Origin of the sequence: Gottfriedia solisilvae (assembly GCF_002128405.1) — a bacterium.
Lineage (GTDB): Bacteria > Bacillota > Bacilli > Bacillales > Bacillaceae_G > Gottfriedia > Gottfriedia solisilvae.
Genome location: NZ_NETJ01000004.1, coordinates 344,197 through 367,719, shown reverse-complemented (window position 1 = coordinate 367,719; position 23,523 = coordinate 344,197). Strand labels below are relative to the sequence as shown.

The 23,523-nt window shown below is 32.0% G+C and carries 19 protein-coding genes; 12 read left to right on the top strand and 7 right to left on the bottom strand.

The window, feature by feature from the left end; genetic code table 11:
• Positions 1 to 109: 109 nt before the first annotated feature.
• A complete protein-coding gene (locus CAB05_RS15045) occupies positions 110 to 649 on the top strand; it encodes a competence protein ComK (RefSeq protein ID WP_088001218.1) in 540 nt (179 codons plus the stop codon).
• Positions 650 to 681: 32 nt separating this feature from the next.
• On the opposite strand, the gene CAB05_RS15040 is transcribed toward CAB05_RS15045, so the two are convergent.
• Both CAB05_RS15040 and secA2 read right to left on the bottom strand, forming a co-directional pair.
• Complete coding sequence (locus CAB05_RS15040; RefSeq protein ID WP_088001216.1) at positions 682 to 1,587, bottom strand: accessory Sec system S-layer assembly protein; 906 nt, start codon at positions 1,585 to 1,587, stop codon at positions 682 to 684.
• On the bottom strand, positions 1,571 to 3,958 hold the full coding sequence (gene secA2, locus CAB05_RS15035) for an accessory Sec system translocase SecA2 (RefSeq protein WP_088001214.1): 2,388 nt from the start codon (positions 3,956 to 3,958) through the stop codon (positions 1,571 to 1,573). The genes CAB05_RS15040 and secA2 overlap by 17 nt, the downstream gene beginning before the upstream one ends.
• Before the next feature lie 500 nt (positions 3,959 to 4,458).
• Here secA2 and CAB05_RS15030 point away from each other — a divergent pair, with 500 nt between their 5' ends.
• A complete protein-coding gene (locus tag CAB05_RS15030) occupies positions 4,459 to 6,879 on the top strand; it encodes a hypothetical protein (protein WP_088001212.1) in 2,421 nt (806 codons plus the stop codon).
• Between the two features lie 231 nt (positions 6,880 to 7,110).
• Here CAB05_RS15030 and CAB05_RS15025 read toward each other — a convergent pair whose 3' ends face one another.
• Positions 7,111 to 8,028 carry an AlbA family DNA-binding domain-containing protein gene (locus tag CAB05_RS15025; protein WP_088001209.1) on the bottom strand — a complete coding sequence of 306 codons (918 nt, stop codon included), beginning with the start codon at positions 8,026 to 8,028 and terminating at the stop codon, positions 7,111 to 7,113.
• A gap of 307 nt (positions 8,029 to 8,335) precedes the next feature.
• On the opposite strand from CAB05_RS15025, the gene CAB05_RS15020 reads away from it, so the two are divergent.
• Genes CAB05_RS15020 through CAB05_RS15005 form a run of 4 tightly spaced genes read left to right on the top strand, consistent with a single transcriptional unit; the run spans position 8,336 to position 12,500 of the window.
• Positions 8,336 to 9,223, top strand: coding sequence for a tyrosine-type recombinase/integrase (locus CAB05_RS15020; RefSeq protein WP_088001207.1), 888 nt, complete (start codon positions 8,336 to 8,338; stop codon positions 9,221 to 9,223).
• Between the two features lie 6 nt (positions 9,224 to 9,229).
• Positions 9,230 to 10,063, top strand: a complete 834-nt coding sequence (gene xerA, locus CAB05_RS15015) for a site-specific tyrosine recombinase/integron integrase (RefSeq protein WP_088001205.1) — start codon at positions 9,230 to 9,232, stop codon at positions 10,061 to 10,063.
• Between the two features lie 20 nt (positions 10,064 to 10,083).
• Positions 10,084 to 11,646 (top strand): site-specific integrase, encoded by a 1,563-nt coding sequence (locus CAB05_RS22505; protein ID WP_235821512.1) that lies wholly within the window; start codon positions 10,084 to 10,086, stop codon positions 11,644 to 11,646.
• An 11-nt stretch (positions 11,647 to 11,657) separates the two neighbouring features.
• Complete coding sequence (locus CAB05_RS15005; protein WP_088001202.1) at positions 11,658 to 12,500, top strand: tyrosine-type recombinase/integrase; 843 nt, start codon at positions 11,658 to 11,660, stop codon at positions 12,498 to 12,500.
• 197 nt (positions 12,501 to 12,697) lie between these two features.
• Here CAB05_RS15005 and CAB05_RS15000 read toward each other — a convergent pair whose 3' ends face one another.
• The 3 genes from CAB05_RS15000 to CAB05_RS14990 form a co-directional block, all read right to left on the bottom strand.
• A complete protein-coding gene (locus CAB05_RS15000) occupies positions 12,698 to 13,273 on the bottom strand; it encodes a restriction endonuclease (protein WP_235821511.1) in 576 nt (191 codons plus the stop codon).
• 317 nt (positions 13,274 to 13,590) lie between these two features.
• The gene (locus CAB05_RS14995; protein WP_088001199.1) at positions 13,591 to 14,052 is read right to left on the bottom strand and encodes a hypothetical protein; all 462 of its coding nucleotides are present in this window, start codon (positions 14,050 to 14,052) and stop codon (positions 13,591 to 13,593) included.
• 77 nt (positions 14,053 to 14,129) lie between these two features.
• Entirely contained in the window at positions 14,130 to 14,780 is a 651-nt protein-coding gene (locus CAB05_RS14990; RefSeq protein WP_158093286.1) for a hypothetical protein, read from the bottom strand.
• Positions 14,781 to 15,315: 535 nt separating this feature from the next.
• Between CAB05_RS14990 and CAB05_RS14985 the strand changes: the two genes are divergently transcribed.
• The 5 genes from CAB05_RS14985 to CAB05_RS14965 all read left to right on the top strand — a co-directional run bounded on the left by CAB05_RS14985 (position 15,316) and on the right by CAB05_RS14965 (position 21,751).
• Positions 15,316 to 16,950 (top strand): hypothetical protein, encoded by a 1,635-nt coding sequence (locus CAB05_RS14985; RefSeq protein WP_088001194.1) that lies wholly within the window; start codon positions 15,316 to 15,318, stop codon positions 16,948 to 16,950.
• A gap of 602 nt (positions 16,951 to 17,552) precedes the next feature.
• Positions 17,553 to 18,902 (top strand): S1C family serine protease, encoded by a 1,350-nt coding sequence (locus tag CAB05_RS14980; protein ID WP_088001192.1) that lies wholly within the window; start codon positions 17,553 to 17,555, stop codon positions 18,900 to 18,902.
• A 298-nt stretch (positions 18,903 to 19,200) separates the two neighbouring features.
• A complete protein-coding gene (locus tag CAB05_RS14975; RefSeq protein ID WP_088001190.1) occupies positions 19,201 to 20,652 on the top strand; it encodes a pre-peptidase C-terminal domain-containing protein in 1,452 nt (483 codons plus the stop codon).
• A 251-nt stretch (positions 20,653 to 20,903) separates the two neighbouring features.
• Positions 20,904 to 21,305, top strand: coding sequence for a hypothetical protein (locus tag CAB05_RS14970; RefSeq protein WP_088001188.1), 402 nt, complete (start codon positions 20,904 to 20,906; stop codon positions 21,303 to 21,305).
• A gap of 116 nt (positions 21,306 to 21,421) precedes the next feature.
• Positions 21,422 to 21,751 (top strand): hypothetical protein, encoded by a 330-nt coding sequence (locus CAB05_RS14965; protein WP_088001186.1) that lies wholly within the window; start codon positions 21,422 to 21,424, stop codon positions 21,749 to 21,751.
• Positions 21,752 to 21,917: 166 nt separating this feature from the next.
• Here the strand turns inward: CAB05_RS14965 and CAB05_RS14960 are convergent, their stop codons facing one another.
• Complete coding sequence (locus CAB05_RS14960) at positions 21,918 to 22,340, bottom strand: hypothetical protein (RefSeq protein ID WP_088001184.1); 423 nt, start codon at positions 22,338 to 22,340, stop codon at positions 21,918 to 21,920.
• A 439-nt stretch (positions 22,341 to 22,779) separates the two neighbouring features.
• Here CAB05_RS14960 and CAB05_RS14955 point away from each other — a divergent pair, with 439 nt between their 5' ends.
• Positions 22,780 to 23,493: a DUF3298 and DUF4163 domain-containing protein gene (locus tag CAB05_RS14955; protein ID WP_158093285.1), complete on the top strand. Its 714-nt coding sequence runs from the start codon at positions 22,780 to 22,782 to the stop codon at positions 23,491 to 23,493.
• Positions 23,494 to 23,523 lie beyond the last annotated feature (30 nt).

Here is a 23,523-nt window from a genome sequence, read left to right as displayed (position 1 = left end):
TTATTTTCTTCCCAAGAAGACTTTAATTTGGTCAAAGAACTGTCATAAATTAATGAACATGACTTTGATATAATTTTAGGTAAGGAAACAGTATGAAAGGGAGGTAAAAATGTCGAAGTTAGATTACGTTATTTCATATGAAACGATGTTACTTGAACCTGCAGACCACCCAGAATATTTAACGAAAATTACAGATAAAAACAAAGGAATTATTTATTCAAAACGATCAGCAAAATCACTTATTAATGAATCAGCACTTACGTATCATTACTCAGTAAAAGGTCATTTAGAGATAGTGAAAAATAAGTATCCAACAATGAAAAAAATTCCTCTCATGGTTAATCCCACATTATCTATTCTAATGATTCCTACAACATCACCAAACCAAACTTCCTGTAAATGGTTAAACTTTATTCAAATTGATCAATATCGACCGACGAAAAAACAAACGAAAATAAGATTTCGAAATGGAGATGATGTTATTCTTCCAATTTCTTATTACACATTTGATCAGCAGATGAGTAAAGCAGCAAAATTAATTGGAATTTATATACATCAAAAAGTGGAATATGAATTGAAGTCAGAAGAAGAGAAGTTGTTATTAATAAAAGAATTAGTGGAGGATTATTATGAAATGAAAAAAAGCTAGAGAACAAGTACACTGTTCTCTAGCTTCTTGCATTAAATCATTTGTTCATTTGGAATTCTTACACTCCATTTAGTAAATTCTTGCTTTTCAACCAAGCTAGCCGGGAAGATAAACGTCCATGGCTTACTTGTATTCGGCAAAATAGTAAGTGGTGCAAGTGTAAATGAACCACGTGCGATGATTTCAAAGTTCTCATCAAATAATTCTAATGGTAATACTTCAAGGTTTACAGCTTGTTTTGATCCATTTCGAATTAATAATGTTGCAGCTAAGTTTCCATCCTCTTTTAAACTAGCAGAAATTGAGTGTAAGCATAGTTCGTTTTCACCAAGCTTAGGTAATGAGGCAACAAGTTTCGTTAATTCCTCTTTTTGCACATCTGATAATTGTGCTTCCCAAGTTGGTTCTAGGTCTAACTTATGCTCATTTTTTGTTAAATCAAATGCTAATTGGAATCCTGATTTAGGAAGCTCTTCTTTTAATAGTGTTTCACGTTCAAAGTAGAAACGCCAAGGACGACTACTAGAAGCAGGTAATTCCCCAAGCTCTTCTAAGCTAAATTCTTTTCTAGCTAATAGCTCTCTTTCTTCGCTTAAAAGCAATAAGTTAACATCTTGTAATAGAATAGATTTTGCTAGGCTATTTCGAATGAATGCCGTTACCATTGCACCTTCTTCATCAACTTCAATATCAATGGCAGACAATGACAATTGGTTAGGTTGTAATGGAGGCAATTCATTATTTAAAAATTGATAAACATAGCGAGTTTCATCCTCAATATACATTAAAGGATGAAATGAGATTTTAGGAAAAATTTCTTCCACTGCTTCTTGTTCAGTTTGTTCAGGTAGAGCTTTAGAAGAATCGTGTAATAAATCATTCGAAGAAACAGTTGAGTCTTTACCTTTTTGTAATAAACGCTTAATCGATGAAAACATGTTCTTCTTCCTCCTCAAGTGCTGGGTTACTTAAATCTTGAAATGTCGAAGCAAGATTTACAGAAATTTCTCGTTGGATATGGTAAAAAGTTGTTTCAAATAGTTTGAAACCGTCGAACTCATATAGACGAATAGGGTCTTCTTGTTGATATTGTCTTAAATGAATTCCTTCTATTAGATTTTGTAAGTGATCTAAATGCTCAGTCCAATATTGATCAACAATCTCTAAAGCTGTATATTTCATTAAGCTCACAACAGATTCCTTTAATTCTTCATCAAGATTATTTAGAAGATCTTTATAAACAGCAAGCGCTTCACTAACAACTTGCCAAGCATCTTGTTCATCTTCTAAATGCTCAGTATCAATACGAAGTGGTGGAATTAGTTGTTCAAGAGCAGTTTTACCTTCTAATTGATCCCATTCTTCCACAACACTATTTTCTGGATAGTAGATCTTCAGTGATTTTTCAATTGTTTGGTCTACTTGTTTTGTTAACCAGTCTAAATCGATATCATTAATTAGTAGATTGTTACGGAATTCGTACATAACACGACGGTGTTCATTTGCAACGCCATCTAATTTAAGCTGCCATTCACGAATAGAGTATTGATTTCCTTCACATAGACGTTGTGTTGTAGAAACAAACTCTTGAATCGTAGAATTTAGTACTTTGCCATTTTCATCTACTTTTACTTGTTTCACATATTTTTCTAGTTTTTCATGATTGTAACGGACAAATAATTCATCCTCTAATGATAAGTAGAATTGTGATGAACCAGGATCGCCTTGACGACCAGCACGACCTTTTAATTGAAGATCAATACGTTCACTTTCATGACGCTCTGTCCCAATAACATGTAATCCGCCTAGTTCAGGAACACCTTCACCAAGTGAAATATCAGTACCACGACCAGCCATGTTTGTAGAAATGGTAATCATTCCTTTTTGGCCAGCAAGTGCGATCATTTCTGCTTCTTTTTCAACGTGCTTAGCATTTAGTAATTGGAATGAGATACTTTCCTTTTCTAATAACTCAGCAACAATTTCAGATTGGCGAATAGATGTTGTTCCTATTAATATTGGTTGTCCTTTTGCATGACGCGTTTTCACATCTGTAATAACTGCTTTTAACTTTTGCTCTGTCTTAGCGAAAATCGCATCTTCATGATCAATACGAATAACCGGACGATTTGTAGGGATTTGAATAACTTCCATATTATAAACTTGTAAAAATTCTTTTGCTTCAGTTTTACCAGTTCCTGTCATACCAGATAGGATTGGATACATACGGAAGTAATTTTGAATTGTTACAGAAGCAACAGTATGATTTTCTTCTGTTGATTCTAATCCTTCTTTTGCCTCAATCGCTTGATGCAAACCATTGCTAAGTGAACGGCCTTCCATAATACGACCAGTGAATAAATCGATTAATTGAATTTCTCCATCTCGAACAATATAGTCTACATCACGTTCAAACAAAACTTCAGCACGTAAAGCGTTATGAACATAATGGAAAAGAGTCATATGTTCTAAGTCATATAAGTTATCAATTGAGAAAGCTCTTTCTACTTTTGAAATACCATCCTCTGTTAAAGCGATTGCTTTTGACTCTTCATCATATAAATAATCCGTATCTCTTTTAAAAGTACGAATAAATCTGGCACATAGTAAATATAAATGTGATTGTGCTGATTTTTTACCAGCAATTATTAATGGCGTTTTTGCTTCATCTATTAATACCGAATCAATTTCATCAATGATTGCATAATTGAACGGACGTTGTACTTGTTCCTCAGGTGAACTCACCATATTGTCACGTAAATAGTCAAATCCGAATTCGGTACCGATACCATATGTAATATCAGCGTTATATGCAGATTTTTTTTCTTCTATTGAAAGGTCTGGAATATTTAATCCTACAGTTAGTCCTAAAAATTCATGAATTTGGCCAATTTGCTCGGAGTCACGACGAGCTAAATATTCATTTACAGTAATAATATGAACACCTTTTCCTTCAAGTGCACGTGTATAAGCTGGTAATGAAGAAACTAATGTTTTTCCTTCACCAGTCGGCATTTCAGAAATGTTTCCATCTAATAATGAAAGACCACCAATTAACTGTACATCATAGTGACGCATGCCATGTACTCTTTTTGAAGCTTCACGTACTAAAGCAAACGCTTCAACTTTCAAATCATGAATCGTTGCTTCATTATTATTAATTTTTTGTTTCCATGTATAAGTAAACTCACGTAAAGCCTCATCAGTTTGATCTTCAAAGAAAGATTCAAGTGCATTTATATCAGAAACTAGTTTTTCATATTCTTTTAATTTTCGATTGCCAATTATTTTTTGCAATGATTGGATCAAGGATGTTCCCTCCTAAGATGGTAATCTATATCGTTTCTATTCTATTAATGTAACATAAGTTCTGCTCTTCTCGAACTAGAAAAAATTTGAATTCGGTGAAAATAGTGAAAAAGGGAACTGATTTCACAAAAATTTTTCGACAAAAGTAGGATAAAGGACTTATCTTTTAGAATTTAATAAAAAAGTTTAAAAAAAGACTACAAATATGACTATTAATGACGATGTATTAAGTGTACAACAAAGCGTTTGTAACAAAACTGAAAAGTTTGTAATATAAAATTATTACTAATATTTAAAATTTTTTGTACAAATTTCGATTTAATTGTTGTATACTAGCGTTGTTAACCATTTAGTAAATTATGTCAAATTCTTACAAAATTTGTAAATTTGACAGTAGGGGATAGAGATATTTACCTACAATTGAGTTAATACCTAGAGTAGGAGAATGCATCTTTTATTCTAGTAAAATACTACATAAGATCACAGGGAGGAACACTAGAATGGCATTTAACAAAAACAAAAAAATCGTTACTACAGCTTTAACAGCTGCAATGGTAGCATCTGCTGTAGCTCCTGTAGCTGCTGCAAAATTAACTCCGGCTCAAGACGCGACGAAAGCGGTAGACGGATACTACAAATTATCAGTAAAAACTAAAGCGGACGTTTCTAACTCTGCTAAAGTTAAAAAAGCAGCTTTAGCTAAAGTTGCTAAATTAACAAGCAAAAAAGACGCTAAATTAAAAGCTTCTTTAACTGCTAAAGTAGCTAAGAAATCAGCTGCTATCAACAAATACTACCAAACAGTAATCGTTGCTGCTGAAAACGAAGCAAAAGCAATCGCTGCTGTAGACGCTTTCTTAAAAGCTGCTGCTCAAGTACCAGTAACTGCTGAAACTACTAAAGAACAAGTAGAAAAAGCATACGCTGATGTACTTGCTTTAATCGCTAAAGTAAAAACAGAAGCTAAGAAAACTGAATTCAAAGCTGCTGCTGACAAAATGAAAGCTGACGCTTTAGCTAAAATTGAAGAATTAGCTTCTCCAAAAGTTGCTAGTGTAACTGCAATTAACGCTACTAAACTTCAAGTTAAATTTAATAAAGAAGTAAATGAAACAGCTGCAGAAACAGCTGGTAACTATACTTTTGTTGGATTAAAAGACAAAGACGGTAATGCTGTAACTGCAACAGCTTATGAACTACAAGAAGATAATAAAACTGTAGTTGTTACATTATCAGGTGCAATTGCTAATGATACTACGTTTGTAACAACTGTATCTGAAATTGCAACTAAAGCAGATGCTAATGTTAAAACTGCTAAATATACACAAACATTAACTTTTAGTGACACTGTACGTCCAGCATTATCTGAAGTAAAATACACAGCTCCTGGAAAAGCTGAAGTACACTTTACTGAAGAATTAAGTACTATTGGAACTGTAAAAGTTTATGACGGTCTAACTGATGTAACATCAACTGTATACACAGTTGCACATACTGCTGGACAAAGCTTTATTTCTCTTACTGCACTTGATGCAAACAAAGAGTACAAAGTTGTTGTAACAGGTGCAAAAGACCAATCTGGTAACTTAATTGCAACTCCAATTGAAGTTGCTGTTAAAAATGCTGCAACTGATGTTGTAGTACCAACAATTACTTCAATTACTGCAAATGCTGTTGGATCTATCCAAGTACAATTCTCTGAAGCAGTAAAATCAATCGGTGCTAAAACTGTAGTTAAAGTAGATGGCTATGATTCATCTGCAGCTACTGTTCAAACTTTTGATGCTAAAACTAATACATTAACAATTACTGGATTAGAATCATCTCTTGGTGTAGCAGTAGTAAATGGTGCAGTACATTCAATCAATATTTCAGGTTACGAGGATTTAGTTGGTAATGATGGTTCTGCAGTAACTAAAGTACTTTCATTCTCAAATTCTGCTCCAACATTACAAGCGACTTCTCTTGTTAAAGAAGGAAACGATACATTCGCAGTGTTATCTTTTGATAAAGCTGTAACATTAGATACTACTTTAGAAGTAACTGGTTCTTACGTAACACCAGAAAATATTTATAAAGTTGTAGATAATGCTGCTATCACTGAAGCTACAGATGTTAAAGTAGACTTAGTTGATAACAAAAAAGTAAAAATCAAAGTAACTGGCAAAGAAGCTGGAAACTATACATTATCTTTACCAGTTAACTTTGTTGCTAACGCTGGAGTTAAAAATGATAAGGCTATTTCAGTAAACTTCTCATTAAGCTCTTCAGCTGATACAACAAAACCATCTGTACAAAATGTATACGTTCCTGGTGAGCTTATGGGTGCAGACACAGTTGCATTAAACACTGTTTATGTTAAGTACTCACATAACATGTCAGCAGCTGCTTTAAATCCAAATAACTATACAGTTGATGGAGTATCTATTTTCAAAGATGCTGTATTTGTTGGAGATAAAACTTTAGTAAAATTAACAATTAAAGACGGAGTAGTTGGAATTACTGGAGATCGTAACTTCACAGTAAGTAGTTTAGTAACTGGTGAAAACAATGTTGCTATTAACGCAACTACAAACGTTGAAAAGTTTACAGAAAACGTTAAACCTGTATTATCTACTGGTAAACTAGTTGATGGAGATACTCTTGAATTAACATTCAGCGAGTACATTAAGGATTCAACAATTGGCACTACAGATTTCGAAGTTTACATTGATGGTCAAAAAGTATCATTAGCTAATGTAACTCAAGGTGTAGGAACTGTTGCTAACGATAATAAATTTGAACTTAACTTAACAACTGCTGTTACTGCTCAACAATTAGCTAGCAGTGTTATCACTGTAAAAGCTGTTGATACAGGTGACGTTACTGACCTTGCTGGTAACTTACTAACAACTGGTACAGTTGTAAACGTTCAAAAATAATATTAATTATGATAAAAGCCTATCGAAAATTCGATAGGCTTTTTCGTATGATGATTAAGACAACTTTTTACTATTACCGTGGATATGCAGCACTAAAAAATAAAGAATAGATTCACTGGCTTATGAAACTAACGCTATTTGTTGAAGACACTAATGGCTAGTACTCAAAAGTCAATTATATTGTGTATATCATCGGATTCAAAAATTAAAGAAAAGGTATTGAGCATAAAATTATAACTGCTCAATACCTTTTTTCTTTTGTTTAACTTTCCATAAAAATTTACCCAAGGCGTATACCGAAGCATCTTTTTCTTCAATAATATACTCACCGTTATTTGTATCAAAAAGTACCAATTTGAAAAGAAATTTTTGGTTAGTAGTACCGTATTCGTCTAAATTTAGTCTAAGACAATCCGATGATTCAAAGCCTAGGTATAAATCCCCCACCATTTCGGATTTTGGAGAAAGTGCCAATTTAAAATCTGCACCTATAAAATTTTCAAATCCATAAATAGAATGTCTCGAAAGTTGTTGGTTATTTTCATTCATAATGTATAGAGTACCACCTACTATGGTCACTGGTAACGAAGTATAATTCTTTATTGAGACCTCAAGAAAAGCGACAGCAAGTTCATCATTTACTGCACGTAGGCTCGGGTCTAATATATCTACTTCAAATTTTTCTTTTTTTATATAAAAATTATCGAAGTCCCTTCTATTGGCAGGAGCATTTTGACTCCCCTTTCTAATTAAACAACTTCCAATCTTTAAGGTAGGTAGTTCTTTTTTTATTAAATAAGGTTGATTGTTATTTTTATGATCAATTTTTAGGATTCCTAGAATTTTGTCTCCGTAAATATATTTAAAGTAATCTATAGTTATATCAGGTTCTATATATTGCAAGATTATATTTTGATAAATTGATGAATCTACTAATTCAATATCGTTTTCTATTCCAATTACTTCAGAGTCATCATTAACCCCCATGATAATGAACTTATCTTCTTCAAATGGTGAATTAGCCATGGCCATAACATCTTTTATTAAATCTGGTGTTACTTTAGCTGGGTACTGCTTAAGTTTAAAATCAAGAAAGTTGTTTTCATAACCATGTTCAATTAGTACTTTAATTTTCTCTTTTATTTCCATTGTTTACAGCCCGTCTCCTAAATATATTTAATTTACTGTTAATGAAAAATATATGTCTGGCTTCTATGTAAATTAACTCCTCAACATTCATTCTAACCTCAATGTTTTAGATAATCTATCTAATTTTAGAAAAAGATCTTCATAGTTTAAATAGAAGAAACACTATTACTTCCAAGCATATTTTAGTTGAATTATATCTAATTAAAATTAATTTATTAATTGTTGTTTAAAAAGTGAATATCAGTAAACAATGGTAATTATCATATTTTTAAGTTTTACAAAATAATAGAAATGAGGTTAATAGAAAATGGAAAATAAATATTGGCAAAGTAAACACGAAATTGTCCCATTGAAAACCAGAGAAATCATAAATGAGTACTTGTTAAGTTTAAAACTTGAGAATAAAGCAGAAGCGACAATAGTGAAATATAGATCGATACTAGAGCGATTTTTTAGTAATTGCATTATACCTCTTAATCTATTAACTTCAAATGATGTTTTTGGATACTTAAAAGAGTTTTCTACAGGTAAAAAACCAAAGTCAGTTAAACTGTATATTTCTACATTATCTTCATTTTTTAAATTTTGTCTTGCAGAGGAATATCTGGATACCATGCTGATTAAAAAACGATGGAGACCAAAATTGCCCCAAACACTCCCGCGTTATTTAAGTGAACAAGAATATGCTAGGGTGAAATTAACTGCCGAAGAATTATCTCATCGTGATCGAGCAATCATTTTATTTCTCTTTTCCTCGGGATGTCGTAAATCAGAAGTTTCTAACTTATCAATTCATAATGTCAATTTAGAGAAACGAACTGCTGAAGTAAAAGGAAAAGGAAAGAAGATTCGTTCTGTTCATTTTTCAGAAGAGTGCGCACTTGTATTAAAAGAATACTTAAGTGAAAGGACAAATGATGGAAATGAAGCGTTATTTATCAATAAATTTGGTAATCGACTTGGACCAGAAGGAATCTATGAGATTACTAGAAAACTTGGTAAAAAGGCAGGATTAAACCAAAAGCTATACCCCCATCTTTGTCGACACACCTTTGCAACAAACATGTTAGCAAGAGGCGCAGATCTTCAATTTATCGCGGATGAACTGGGGCATAACGATTTGAATACAACACGTATTTATTCACAAATACCAACGGAAGAAATGATATCTGCTTATCAAAATAGAATGGAGTAGATAAATATGAATATGGATGCTCAACAATCTTTCCTAAACGATTATCAAGCTCGTTTTAGTTCTGAAACAACCCGAAGTTACAAGATTTCCCTTAAACAATTTTTTGAATTTAGTAAGAAGCAATATGATGAAGTGAAACCAATTGATATACGTACATGGCTTGCTTCAATGGAAGAAAAAGGATTAAAACCACGCTCAATACATCTAAAACTAACCGCCCTAAAATCATTTTACCAGTACTGCAAGGAAGAAAATATTGTTAAAAAAGATCCAACACTTATCGTAAAAACACCTCAGATTGATGATTCACTTCCATATTATTTGAGTAGACGGCAAGTTGCACTACTTCAAGAATTAACAAGAGATAACAAAAGAGACAGAGCATTTGTAGAAGCGTTATACACAACAGGAGTTAGAATCAGCGAACTACTTAATATTAAGTTAGAAGATATAAAATGGGACACAAGGCAAATTTGGATTCGAAAAGGTAAGGGAAATAAGGAACGCTTTGTATTATTTACTCATGAATGTTCCGAAAGATTAAAAGCGTATCTTCAAGATCGAAAAATTGAAAGTGAATATCTATTTTGTAACCAACGTGGCGGTATACTAAGTCGACTAACGGTTGAAGTACGCTTTAAAGAGTTCACAAAAAAGTTGGGATTTAGAGTAGTTCCTCATACTATGCGACATACTTTTGCTGCACATTTAGCAGAAAAAAATATGCCACAAAGTTATATTCAGGAATTACTAGGTCACGTCAATATTAATAGTACCCGTATCTATACACGTTTAATGGAACATGCCCGTAAAAAACAGTATGACCGATACCAGATATAAGAAAGAGGAAATGAAAATATATGAAAACATACTGGAAGGTGGATGTACAGTTAGGTAATGCGGAGAATGAGATCGTGGTTAATGAGTTTTTACTAAATTTGAAGAGAGAAAACAAAAGTGCAAAAACAATAATGAACTACAAGTATATTTTGCAAGAATTTTTTAAGGACAGAAAAGTAAGTTATTTATTAATTACATCTAATGATATCAATAAGTTAATCGAAGAACGTCGAAAGATACGGACGAAAAATACAATTCGTAGTTATTTAGTAGGACTAAGCTCATTTTACGGTTTTTGTGTAGAAAAACAGTATATGGAAACAAAGCCTATAAGGAATGAAAAAAGTGAAAGGTATTGGGAAACAAATATATCAATATCTAATGATGAAAATCAAAAGCGACTCAATTCATTTTTATTAAGTCTGAAAGAAGCGAATAAAAGTAAATCAACAATTGTCAATATTCGAGAGTTCTTGCAATCATTTTTAGAGACTAGAGAGGAAAAAATCTCAGCCCTCACTTCTGATGATATAAAAGACTACTTGGAGGTTCATAAAATTAATTGTATGAAAGAAAAGGTCAATATTTATATTTCTTACATGCGTTCTTTTATTAATTTTTGTGTGGAGAAATGCCATCTAGAGAAATCACCTAATATTCAAACGATATTCGAAGGGATTCTAAAGAAAGATGAAGTTCCAGAAAAATACTGGGTTGTTATTTCGTTACCCAACCAAAACAATGAAGAAGTTCTGAATGAGTATTTATTAAGTTTGAAAGTTTCGAATTATAGCAAAGGTACCATTTTGGGTAGAAGAAATTTTTTGCAATCTTTTTTTAGAGAAGAAGAAGAACTTTTTTCTAACCTTAAATCGAATGAAATTCTAGAAAAAATTAAAAAGGTATCTAAAGGTAAGAAAGAAAAAACAATTTCTAATTATATAAGTGATCTAAAATGTTTCTATGCATTTTGTATCGAAGAAGATTATCTAGAAAGTTCGCCGATCAAATCGAGATGGTTTCCGCGACTTCCGCAACCTGTCCCAAAGTATCTAGAAAAGGAAGAAATAGTAAAGGTACAACAACGTATGGAGAAAGAAAACATAAGAAACCGTGCCTTGTTCGAATTTTTGCTTACATCTGGATGTAGAATTGGAGAAGTTCATAATATTGAACGGGAAAATATTGATTTCGAAAAAAGGACTGTACTCGTCTTGGGGAAAGGAAGAAAATATCGACAAGTTCATTTCTCTGTAAAGTGTAGTCTCCTTTTAGAACGCTACCTAGATTCTCGAAAAGACAACGAATCTGCCCTCTTTGTGACCTTAAATGGGGATTTTCACCGACTTTCAGCAGATACAATGCGAAAACTTTTAGTAAAGTTGGGCAAGGAAGTGGGTTTAAGAGGAACTCTCCATCCTCATCGACTAAGACATACTTTTGCAACTGATTTATTAGCAAAAGGGGCAGAATTGTCCTTTATAGCAGATGAGTTAGGACATTCAAATCTAATGACGACACAGGTATATGCCCGTCTTCCAAAACGGGAGATTATTTCAATGTATAGAAAATATATGGGGTAAGGGGGAAGAAAATGGATTGCGAAACATGTATTAATCAATTTGAATTAGATTATCAGTTCTGTTTAGATCCAAAATCGGTGGAATTATACTTATTGAGTGTGAAACAGTTAATAGAACACAGTGGAAAGTCCATCGATACCCTAAACAAAAAACATATTCGTCTTTGGCTATATTATCTTTCGGAAAAGGGCTATAAACCTCAGACAATCTCATCAAAGCTTGGAGGATTAAAAACATTCTTTACGTATTGCTGTGAAGAGGGAATTCTTTCAACTAATCCTGCTGTGGGGATTTCAATTAAGATGGAAGAATCAAAACCCTTTTATTTATCTTTAACCGACCTTACAAAACTAAGACAATTAGTAAATAAACGTATTCTGGCGGAAAGAGCTATCATTGAGGTTTTATACGCCACTGGGATGAGAATCAGTGAACTTTCTAATATGAGAAGAGAGGATATTTATTGGAATGAACGAACCATTCAGATTCAAAAAGGAAAGCGAAAAAAAGGGAGAATTGTATTATTTACAAAGGAGTGTGAAGTACATTTAAAAGCATATTTGGACACTCGAATGGATGATGTTCCATATGTGTTTGTAAGTCCGAAGTATGCAGACCGACCAATTCAGATTTACTATGTGGGGAAAAGGTTCAGGGAAATCTATTCGAAGCAACTTGGGTTTAGGGTAACACCTCATACTCTTAGACATACATTCGCTGCCCACCTAGCCCAAAAGGGAATGCCTCTTGAATATATTCAAACACTTTTGGGTCATGAAAGTCCACAGCAAACACGTTATTATGCTCGTTTGTATAACCATGCACGAAAAGAACTATATGATGAGTTCATGTGAATTTGGCCAAACATGTATCTAAACATAGGTGCGTCTATTTATGACATAATTCTTATTACTAGATTAAATCCACCCTCTTGGACAGAGTTATTCCAAGAGTTTTTTTGTAACATGAACTAAATGACCAGTACTAGCGAAGTCTAGTACAATAAGGAAAAAGAAAATCTTAACTCTCTTCATTTGAATGTGATGTAGATCTATTTATTCTTTGATGCGTTTTTAATAGCCAGAGATTGCTCAATTAACTCTTTTCTATCAATTAATCTTACATTATTTGATTTCGCTAAATTAATTGCAGCTTGTGTATAAAAACTATTTGAAACAACCCATGCTTCGCGTGCTTTGTAGTGTGACATTGCACTTTTTACTTCCTGAACTGCTTTAATGCCAACTGATTTTGAATAACGTTTTGCTTGAACAACGATCTTTTTGTTGTTTTTTTCTAAAATAAGGTCTGCTCCATAATCACCGGTGACACTGGTCAACTTTACACTGTAACCCATCTTTACAAATAATTCTTTTAGATATTTTTCAAACGCTACTCCATCCATCTTATCAATTTCATTTATTCCAGATTGTCTTAAACGTTCATTTCGTATGGATTTCTTTATAAACATAAATGCTATTAAACATATAAATAGCAAACTAGTTATTAGAACTGAAGTTGATATTGAATTAGTAAGATAATAGATATATACACCTATTCCAATAGTTAAATAAGACAATAATTCATCGATTGCTTTTTCTTGCTTCTTGCTTCTTCTACGTGCCATAATACTCTCCTTTTTTGAATTCAACCGTACATAATACATATATTTTTATCGGCAAATTTTTATAAATACTTAATAGGTAATACTCATAAATATTTTATTTAATGTCATACCGTATAATAAAAAAAAGAAGGATAGAAAAGCAGAAATAATATCTACAATTTCTATCCTATTTGAACCATATATGACCGCATTTACTACAACAACAATTTTGGAATCTTCTTCAACTACCATGGGAGTACGATTTAAACTTCCATTCACTGTTGTGAATATGAGGATTCATGGATGGCTAACGCATGCGTTAGTTGCATAACAAGTTACTAATTGATATGTTTCTTAGCCTCTTCAACAATTTTAGTAATTATAACTTCTTTTGTTATTTTTCCAATGTTATCACCATAACGGTAATCATCGATCATTTCGCTAATTTCATACCAAACTGATAGTTCCTCATTAATAAAATGATCTCGTACCATGAAATACACTTCATTATAAGCAATATCAATAGCATTATTTTCATTGTCTACAATTCTTCGCATTAAATGGCTTAAATAACTTTCTACACATTCTTGAAGTGTGGGTTCTCTTAAACTTAGTTCTTTAAAAGCCCTATTAAAATATTCTTCTACTTCAAAAATATTACGTGGTTCGCTAAGTGATGCTAAGATATTTAATGAATAAGTTGAGTAACCGTTTAATAACATTGCAATAGCCCAATTCACATAATCATCAGAAGTTACTTCGCTTTCATATTTTTTAAAGTACAAAATTTTGGTATCCATAATAGTACTTCCTTTAGATCAAGTTAATTCACTAACGCATGCGTTAATTGAATAAGAAATAGTTCTCAGTAAACCATTCATTCTGAATAAACTATATCTCTTATGGGCTTGTGAAGAGTATACTTGAACCCTTTCTCAGACCCAAATATCTCACATATTTTCAACATATGCTCGTTCATTTGTTGTTCTTCAAACTTATAAGCGTCTTTCTCAGAAGGTAATCTTACATACTCTTCCCAGTTTGCGTCAATGTCAAGTATTTCTGGTTCGTTTTCATAAAGATGATTGGTATTTTGCCAAGCGTGACGTATCTCGTGGTAAACCTTTACTATCAGCTTGATAAATTGGTCAAAATCTGTTTCAGGGTTGTCATACATAAATAAGAAAATCTTGATTATTTTCTTCTCTCCCAGGGTAATCGCTGGAGTTTCAAATTTTCCGTTAAAAATCTGATTATAAGCTTTATCGTCTAAATCTGGTTTGTTTTTTCGCTCTTTCTCCAGTTGGTCCCTTGTTGTGTAAAATTCGATTGTATAGTCCAGTTCCTTGTATTCAACATTTAAAAGATTGATACATTTTCTAATCTTATCTTTCAATCTAGGGTTAATGTTTTTTTTTCGTATATTCACCTCAACCATCCCTCCTCCATAAGAACATAATATAATGCTTACATTATAACATCGTTCTTCAACTAAACTGCCATATAGCTGAATAATTTTAGTATTCAAATGTATACTAAACACACAACAATGCTTTACGACTTCCTCTTTAAAAAAATGAAATTTAATATTAACCACACAAATTATTCTTTCTTTTCGTGTTTTGTAACTATTATTCACTTTCACACTATTTGACATCTATTAAGGGACTATTCCATAATGGTAAAACTAACCTTAATAAAATTACTTTAGAAAAACCGTCTAAATCTCTTGATATTAAAGGGTTCAGACGGTTTTTTATTGTTGGGCGATTGGAAAGGAAACTGCAATTAACGGTACTACTCTTCAAGTTGAATTTAACAAAGCGGTAAATGCATCTGATTTATATGATGCAGCAACTGGAATTGTTAAACCAACTGCTTTAACTGTAACTGGAACAGCTTCAGCTGCTGCTGTATCAGGTGCTAACCTTAAAGGTTCTTTAAATGCAGACGGTAAAGTTCTTACTGTAACTGTAATTGGTGGAACTGAATTTTTAGATGGTACTTACGCTGTTGAGTTACTTGAAAACTCAGTTAAATTAAGAGACGATGTTACTAAATTTGTGGGAGAACACAAATCATTAGTTACTGCAAATGATGTAACTGGTCCTTCTATTGCAAGTGTAACTTACGATGGATCTTCAGCTGTTGTAACATTCTCTGAAGCTTTAAAAACAGAAGGAACTGTATCTTTAAACGGTGTACAATTAACTTCTGGTACAGACTATGATGCATTTGTTGCAGGATCTAAACAACTTGTAATTAAAAACTTAGTAGCTGGAAAAGCTAACACACTAACTTTAGTTGGTGCGAAAGATGTTAAAGGTAACTACACAAGTCCAAATGCAATTTCTACTGCATTAACATTACCAACTGACAATGTTAAACCAACTGTTGCTGTTTCAGTAACTGGAACTAAAGTAACATTTGATTTCTCTGAAGATTTAAAAGCAATTGATCTTGATGGTGTTGCTGGAGCAAATGAATTTGCAAAAGTAACATTAGGAGCAGGAACTCCAGTTTACTTAACTACTGCTCATCAAGATGCAGATGATGCTTCTAAATTTACAGTTGACTTTAATGCAAGTGTTGCAGGAGATTTCTTAAATAGCACTGTTAAAGTTGAAGGTTTTGTTGATAAAGCAAGTTTAACTGGTGATGCTACTACTACTTCAGTTTCACTAGTAAAAGATAAAACTGCTCCAACATTTGTATCTGCAACTACAAAAGATGACAAATTAATTGTTAAATATAATGAAGATGTAAAAAATGCTTCACTTGCTGCAGGTGACTTATCTATCAAATTCGTTGATGCTGATGGAGTTTTACATCCAGCTGCTAGCCCATCTGCAATCGGTGCTGTTGCTGACAGCTATGATGCTAATGGCAATGGAAAAATTGATGGTGATGAAGAAAACTATATCGTAATTCCATTAACTGGTTCTCAATTTGTAACTGGTACAAAATTAACTGCTGGTACTTATACAGTAACGCTTGCTGCTGATAAAGTAACTGATACTTCAGTAGCTTTAAATAAAGCATCTTCAGTTACATTTAGTGCAACAGTAACTGGAACTACTGCTTCAAGTGCAATTGTTGAGCTTGCAACAGCTACTCAAACAACTACACCTGGACAAATTTTAGCAACATTTAATAACGCTATGGGTACTTCTGCTCTAGTAGCTGCAAACTACAAATTAGGTGGAGAAACATTACCAGCTGGCACAACTCTAACTTTCATTGGAGATAAGAAAAATGTTCTTATCACATTACCAGCAGGTTTCGTAACTGCTAACGGTGACAGAACTTTAGTAGTTGCAAACTTAACTGATGCTAATGGAAACACTCTTAAAGCAGGTAAAACTTCTGTAGTTGCTGCTGCTGTTAAAGAAAATGTTGCTCCAACAGCTTCAAAAGTAACACTAGTAGACGGACAAAACTTAACTGTTGATTTCTCTGAAGTTTTAGCTGCACTTCCAGGAACAGTTTCTGGAGTAAAAGTAAAAGTAAACGGAAGCGAAGTTGCTCTTGACACTACAACTCCATTTACTCTAGGTGGAGCTAATAAAGTTGTAGCAATTAAAGCACTTTCTGCTACAGCATTCAAACTTACAGATGTTATTACAGTTGAATTCGCTAACTCTAATATTGCTGACTTAGCTGGAAATACAGTTACAAACGTAACTTTAACTAAATAATATAAAATATATTGCAACAATATAAATAAGTTAAAAAGCTCTAAAGAGTTAATTACTCTTTAGAGCTTTTCTATTATAAACTCGATCATATTTCAACTAATTAAGATATTAAATATTTAACATTTGAATATATAAGCATTAATACAAGAGTAGCTAAATAATTAATCTAAGGCTTTGTAGAGTTTTCTCTGCAGAGCTTTTTTGCAATATCAAGATTATTAATGAAATTTATACTATGGCAAATGTTTGATTAGAATGTATTTAAAATTTGTTGGTAGTATTCTTGCTATTACAGATACTGAAAAAGTAGACATTAGACAAATAGAAAAATATAAAGAAGTGCATTCCATTTCATTTTTTAGTCAATAAGATTTTAATAATTACTCATGAAAAATTAAGCATACTTCTAAGTATGGTTTAAAAAATATTACTATTATGGTCCTAAAATTGTTAGGAAGTTGTTAATATCTACCATGTTTTTATATGGTAAAATCTTCCTACACTAGGTTAATTTAACCTTAACTTATATAATCAAATTCTAATATCCTAAGAATCTATGTTTATATCATAAGGTTACTGCGCTCTTACATAGGAGGAAAGAAATGAAAAAACTGTTAATGATTTGTGTTTGTGCATTATTGTTTAGTTTTTCTGTTTTTTCACCACAGGCTTCTGCAGCAGGTATTAAATTAACAATGAAACAGACGAAGTATAGTTTGGAAGTTGGTAAGAGCGTTAAGGTTGGAATTTCAGTTTCGGGGACGAAGCTTTCCAAAGTAAAGTGGAAGTCTAGTTCGAGTACGATTGTTACAGTGAATCAATCTGGTACTGTTAAGGGAATTAAAGAGGGTTCTGCGAAGGTTACTGCTTATCTTCCTAATACAAAATATAGTGCAGTGACAACTATTACTGTTTCTAAGAAAGCTTTAACTACGCAAGAAGTATTTCAAAAGGTAAATCCATCTATCGTATATATTGAGCTATATGATGCGAAGGATAAGTTGTTAAAAACTGGTAGTGGTGTAATTACAAAATCTGATGGTGTTGTAGTAACAAATCACCATGTTATAACTAATATTATTGAACCAAGTTACGTTGTAATTGTTTTAAGTGATGGAAGAAAATTTAAAACGAATCAAGTAATTGGGTTTGATGCCGATCGAGATTTAGCTGTATTGAAGATAAATGGTGTTTCTAATTTAAAAGCAGTCACATTAGGTAATTCAAGTTCAATTAAGACTGGTGAGAAGAGTTTTGCTTTAGGTAGCCCTTTAGGAATTAGTAATACAATTACTGAGGGAATCATTAGTAATAAATCTGTGAAATTAGATGGTGATTCAACACCATACATTCAAAGTACTGCACCAATTAGTAGTGGAAATAGTGGTGGTGCGCTTGTGAATAAGTTTGGTGAGGTAATTGGTATTAATGTAGCTACTTTAATTGAGGGGCAAAATATGAACCTTGCGATACCGATCAATTACTATAAAAAGATAAAATTAACATCTCCGAATACATTGTTAAATGTAAATCGCTTGTATTATGCGCCATTAAGTGGTGAAGGGACAATAGAAGAGGAAGAACCAAATGATTTACCGAAGGATTCTGATATACTAGAGTATAAGAAAAATCATATTAAAGCTACGATTAGTAATAATGATGATTTTGATTATTATGCGTTCCTGTTAACTGAAGAATCTACAGTAAAAATAGAATCATATGCACTAGATGCTAATTTACAGGGAGAATATTCTTTTGAATTATATGATGTGAATGGTGAAACAGTTGATTGGGGAGAAGAAGAAAGAGACGCAACGGGAAAAATCGTTTCAAAATCTGAGACTAAATTGCCTCCCGGAATTTATATCATAGAATTTGCAACCTATTTAGATACTACTCAAGTGTTTTCAAACTCGGCCTATAATACAACGGTTGAAGTGATTACTCAATAAACATCTTTTGATACATAAAAAACAGCCTGTTCCTAAAAACTTGGAACAGGTTGTTTTTATTTTAGGCTGTATGTTTTAATATAATCAAATTTTAATTGTTTACTAAGTTTTATTTGGAATATAGAACTAAAAATCATTTTTAGATTTACTATAAAAGGTATTTATACGAGTAATATACAGTTAAAAATTAATGATCATATTAGGTATATTTTAATCTATTAAAATATCTTAATTTAACTTAAAATAAAACGGAAAGAAAAATTTCAATATCAGAATAACAACAAAGGGAGAGTACAACGTGAAGAAATTATTAACTTATGTAACTGCTTTTGCACTTGCTTTGTCAGCTATTGGTGGGTTTGCTACAGTCGGTTCTGCTGAAACAACAGAAGTAGAACAAAATGGTACAAAGGAAACTGCGACAAATATTGGCTTTACATCAACTGGGGATGTTGAATTGCCGTATGAGGCTTATGGTAATGGAACATTTGAAACAGCTGAAGATGTTGATTTTTACAAATTTACATTAAATGAAGATGGAGGAATTAAAGTTCAAACTTCATTATTAAGAACTGCCGTTACTTCTATCGAACTTTTCAATGAAAATGATGAAATGCTACAAAGTTGGTCTTTACCAGAAGGCGAAGAATCGATTGATGCATTTTATGAAGGATTAGCTGCTGGAACATACTATATTAAATTGTATGTTGAAAGTGGTACCGTCGATAATAATTCAAATATGTATAGTATGCGAGTTCTATACTGGGCTGATGACTACTTAGAAAAAGAGCTTAATGATGACCCTGAAACTGCAACTCCAATGGTGCTTAATAAATATTACGGTGGATTTACTGATTTTGAAGCAGATGATGTTTTTAAAATTAAGACTCCATCTACTGGTAAATTAACAATTCGTGGAAGCTATTCTCAGTATGTTGCTTTAAATTATTTATTAGTTAATTCTAAGTTTGAAATTGTTGAAGATTGGACAATTGATCCAGACGATACAGATGAAGTTGATGATATTTTTACTGTAGGTGTAGCTGCTGGAACATACTATTTAGTTGTTACACACGATGTTGAAGATGTGGATGTAAACGAATATTACACGACTCAAGCAAAATTCGTTGCTGATAACTATACTGAAAAAGAGAATAACGAAACAACAACTACTGCAACACCAGTCGCATTAAAGCGTGCTTATAATGGAATTTTATCTTGGAAATCTGATATTGATACGTACAAGTTAACGATGCCTGCTACAGCAAATGTAACATTAAACATGTCACAATCGCCTTATACTGCATTGAAAGCAGTTTTAGTAAACAGTCAAAATAAAGTTTTAAAAACATTCTATACAAAAGCTGGTTCTAGCAATAATGTTTCACTTGGAAATATTACTTTACCAAAAGGAACTTATTTCTTAAAAGTTTCTCACTACAAAGGTGACTATGAGCAAGTACCTTATAAATTAAACTTACAACCAAAAGTAATGTGGGGTAAGATTGAATATAAACCTGGTATGACTGGTAAAACAGTTGCTGTGGCAACAACGAAAATCTACAAATTAAAATCTGGTAAACTAACTTACTACAAAACAATTTATAAAGGCGCAGAAAATGGTGTTTATGGAACTGACAAATATGGTTACAAATTAGGTAATAGTTTGTATATCAAGAAAAGTACTGCTGTTAAATACTATACAGTACCTACTTCAATTAAAACTAGTTATACATTAGTAAATAAATAAGAGAATGACGAAGCCTTAAAAGAGGTTTCGTCTTTTTTTGTGCTTCAATTATCTTTTCAGATAAGACATTTAAGTGCACTTGTAAAAAGTAGTAACACCAAAAGTAGTAAATGGTAAATCTTATATATTACATAAGAATTTATGAAAAATTTTAATCAACAGGTTTAAATTATTAGTAAATGTTTCACTTATATTACTATAAACATTACAACCGGTTGATTATGTTTAATTAAATTTAAGGAGAGATTTGTATGCCAGTACCAGGAGAGACGTTTTATGTTGAAACTATAAGTAATATTGACAAGACATATAAACAATTAAATGATGAATTTATTAGAAAAAATTCTGGAGGGTATAAAGATATCGTTTCTGCTTTAAGTGTAGGCGCAACCGGAACAGTCATAGCAATAATAGGTATTTTCTATGCAGGGGTTGTTTGTGCAGTTGCGGGTATAGCGCTAGGTATAGCGGGCACTGCAGCTGCAATACAAAAGGCATTGGAAAATGCAAATTATGTCTCAAATATGTCTAAACTAAAAAGTGGAACATATAAATATTTAAGAATTAAAACTAGTATTTATAAAACATTTACAGGTTCTGCATCAGGTAATATGTGGAGCTACACATCAAAACAAACTGCACAATTTATTTAAGGATAAAGAAATGTCATTGAATTAATTCAATGACATTTTTTTGACGTAATTTTAGTAAAATTTAATTATAAAATCATAGTAAAATAATAATATTAACATAATTTAGGAGGTAGAATATGAGAAATTATGAGAAAGAATTTACTAGTATTGGTCTCGAAGATTATGATTTTAAATTAATTGAAAAATTCCACAGTCTAAACTTTAAAGTTATAGGCAACTTTAGTGTCTATAATGGTAAGGTAATAGTTATTGAAAAGTTTTTATATTCATTAGGGTGTAAATTGGTATCTACAATAGTAATCACTGCACAGAAAAACTTAACAAAAGTTAATGTGGTAACGGCTGGAGGGAAAGTAGGTGAGTTTCTTGATCTTGGTGCTAATAAAAACACTCATAATGAAGTAATAATGAACATTGAAGAAATATTTAGAGAAGAGATTTTGTAGTAACATTGTAGGAAGAAAAGAATTTAACTTAAATAAAAAAAGTTTGATCCAATATAAAAAGTTACGGATCAAACTCGATAAAAATCATATTTTACTTTATAAATGCAATTTGAAGAGATTGTTCAAATTCTATCTATCCACTTATATCTTCCGTTTTATATACACATCAACTTTCGCTAATCTTCTCAACAAATTCCTCTGAATAAAACTTACTAATCGAAGTAGTCAAAACACCCATAACCGCAAACAAAAGAAACACAGTAAGTGCAGTACCAGCAACTTTTCTGCCGGTATTCTTTTCTTTAAATAGTGGTAGCTTATTTCGAATGTCTTTTATGTTTGTAATCAGAATAAACGGAAGGATAATCATACATAAAACTACAACGAAATTGTTAATGCCTAAAAGAACGCCGTCACGAGCTGATGCTACGTGATTCATTTGGTAACTCATGTAAACATAAGACAGTACGAAAAGAATTGGGTAACCAATTAAAGCGGCAAGCTGTTTCCAAGGTGTTCTAGTTCGAAATCCAGGCATTTGAGTTGCTAGCTTGGATGAGGCTAAGAAAAACTGAATTTGTTTTAACATTTGTTCTCCTCCGAATACTTGTATAGATTACTAGATAAGTATAGTATACAACCTTGAGTATGCGCTTACAATCCGCCTTGGAAAACATTTCATTAACAATTAAGATTTCCAATATAAAAGTAGGGAAAAATAAATATTACAATTTGTAATATTTGTATTTATTTTGTAACAATTATGTAATATAATTCGTATTGTAGTTTATTTGGAATATTTTAGAAGAGATTTTATTAAGTTGAAGAGGGTGGTGAATCAGAAGAATTTTATATAAGGTATCTATGCTTTAGTTTATGAACGTTGATGATTTTCAAATGTTTTCTTATAAGGTTTTATGAAACCCTTACGTTAAAATACTTAAATAATACAAATATATATAACTACTAAATGTTCTTTTATGCTTCCATTTAAAAAATTATCCCAATCTAAAGGAGACCAATATAAAATGAAGAAAATCTTATTTGCTTTTTTAGCAGCAGCACTAACTTTTGCCTTAGTTAAGCCATTACCTATAGGTGCAAAAGAGAAAATGAGTAGTAATACACAAGTAGTAGTAAAACCTGTAACTGTAACGAAAGTAAAAATTAAGAACAAACCAGTTACATATCCACAAATTAGTAAAGTTAAGGATCAAAATGCTCGTAAGAAAATAAATGAGTTTTTAAAAACTAAAGGTTTAAATGCTGCGAAAGCTTATACTAAATTTAAGGCAATAGAAGCAAAAGATAAAGCAGAGTGGGATGAAAGCCTTGGTGATTGGTGGGGCTATGAATACGATTATTCTTATAAGGTGAAATACAACGAGAATAATCAATTAAGTATTATTTTTTATACTTACACTTACTTAGGTGGGGCACACGGAATGACAGCAGGTCAAAGTTATAATTTTGATGTAAAGACAGGGAAATTATATAAATTAACATCAACTATTAATGGTAAGACGACTGCAGTAAAAGAAGCTGCTTTTAATACTTTATCCGAGCAATACGACTATGAATTATTTATCTCGAAACCAAGTGAGATTGTACTAAATGATCGTAGCACACTATGGACTTTTGATAAAAAAGGAATCAGACTTATTTTTAGTCAATATGAAGTTTTACCTTATGCAGCGGGGATGCCCGAAGTGGTTATTCCATCTAGCGTATATTTAAATTAAAGGCTCGTAAATGTTAGAGTATGAAAAGAG

What these genes read in the sequence shown, in the direction of transcription:
- CAB05_RS14955 (WP_158093285.1), top strand. Translation starts at nt 22,780, where the DNA reads ATGAAGAAAATCTTATTTGCTTTTTTAGCAGCAGCACTAACTTTTGCC.
- CAB05_RS15030 (WP_088001212.1), top strand. Translation starts at nt 4,459, where the DNA reads ATGGCATTTAACAAAAACAAAAAAATCGTTACTACAGCTTTAACAGCT.
- CAB05_RS14980 (WP_088001192.1), top strand. Translation starts at nt 17,553, where the DNA reads ATGAAAAAACTGTTAATGATTTGTGTTTGTGCATTATTGTTTAGTTTT.
- CAB05_RS15025 (WP_088001209.1), bottom strand. Translation starts at nt 8,028, where the DNA reads ATGGAAATAAAAGAGAAAATTAAAGTACTAATTGAACATGGTTATGAA.
- CAB05_RS15020 (WP_088001207.1), top strand. Translation starts at nt 8,336, where the DNA reads ATGGAAAATAAATATTGGCAAAGTAAACACGAAATTGTCCCATTGAAA.
- CAB05_RS22505 (WP_235821512.1), top strand. Translation starts at nt 10,084, where the DNA reads ATGAAAACATACTGGAAGGTGGATGTACAGTTAGGTAATGCGGAGAAT.
- CAB05_RS15045 (WP_088001218.1), top strand. Translation starts at nt 110, where the DNA reads ATGTCGAAGTTAGATTACGTTATTTCATATGAAACGATGTTACTTGAA.
- CAB05_RS15000 (WP_235821511.1), bottom strand. Translation starts at nt 13,273, where the DNA reads ATGGCACGTAGAAGAAGCAAGAAGCAAGAAAAAGCAATCGATGAATTA.
- CAB05_RS14960 (WP_088001184.1), bottom strand. Translation starts at nt 22,340, where the DNA reads ATGTTAAAACAAATTCAGTTTTTCTTAGCCTCATCCAAGCTAGCAACT.
- CAB05_RS15005 (WP_088001202.1), top strand. Translation starts at nt 11,658, where the DNA reads ATGGATTGCGAAACATGTATTAATCAATTTGAATTAGATTATCAGTTC.
- CAB05_RS14970 (WP_088001188.1), top strand. Translation starts at nt 20,904, where the DNA reads ATGCCAGTACCAGGAGAGACGTTTTATGTTGAAACTATAAGTAATATT.
- CAB05_RS14965 (WP_088001186.1), top strand. Translation starts at nt 21,422, where the DNA reads ATGAGAAATTATGAGAAAGAATTTACTAGTATTGGTCTCGAAGATTAT.
- xerA (WP_088001205.1), top strand. Translation starts at nt 9,230, where the DNA reads ATGAATATGGATGCTCAACAATCTTTCCTAAACGATTATCAAGCTCGT.
- CAB05_RS14995 (WP_088001199.1), bottom strand. Translation starts at nt 14,052, where the DNA reads ATGGATACCAAAATTTTGTACTTTAAAAAATATGAAAGCGAAGTAACT.
- CAB05_RS15040 (WP_088001216.1), bottom strand. Translation starts at nt 1,587, where the DNA reads ATGTTTTCATCGATTAAGCGTTTATTACAAAAAGGTAAAGACTCAACT.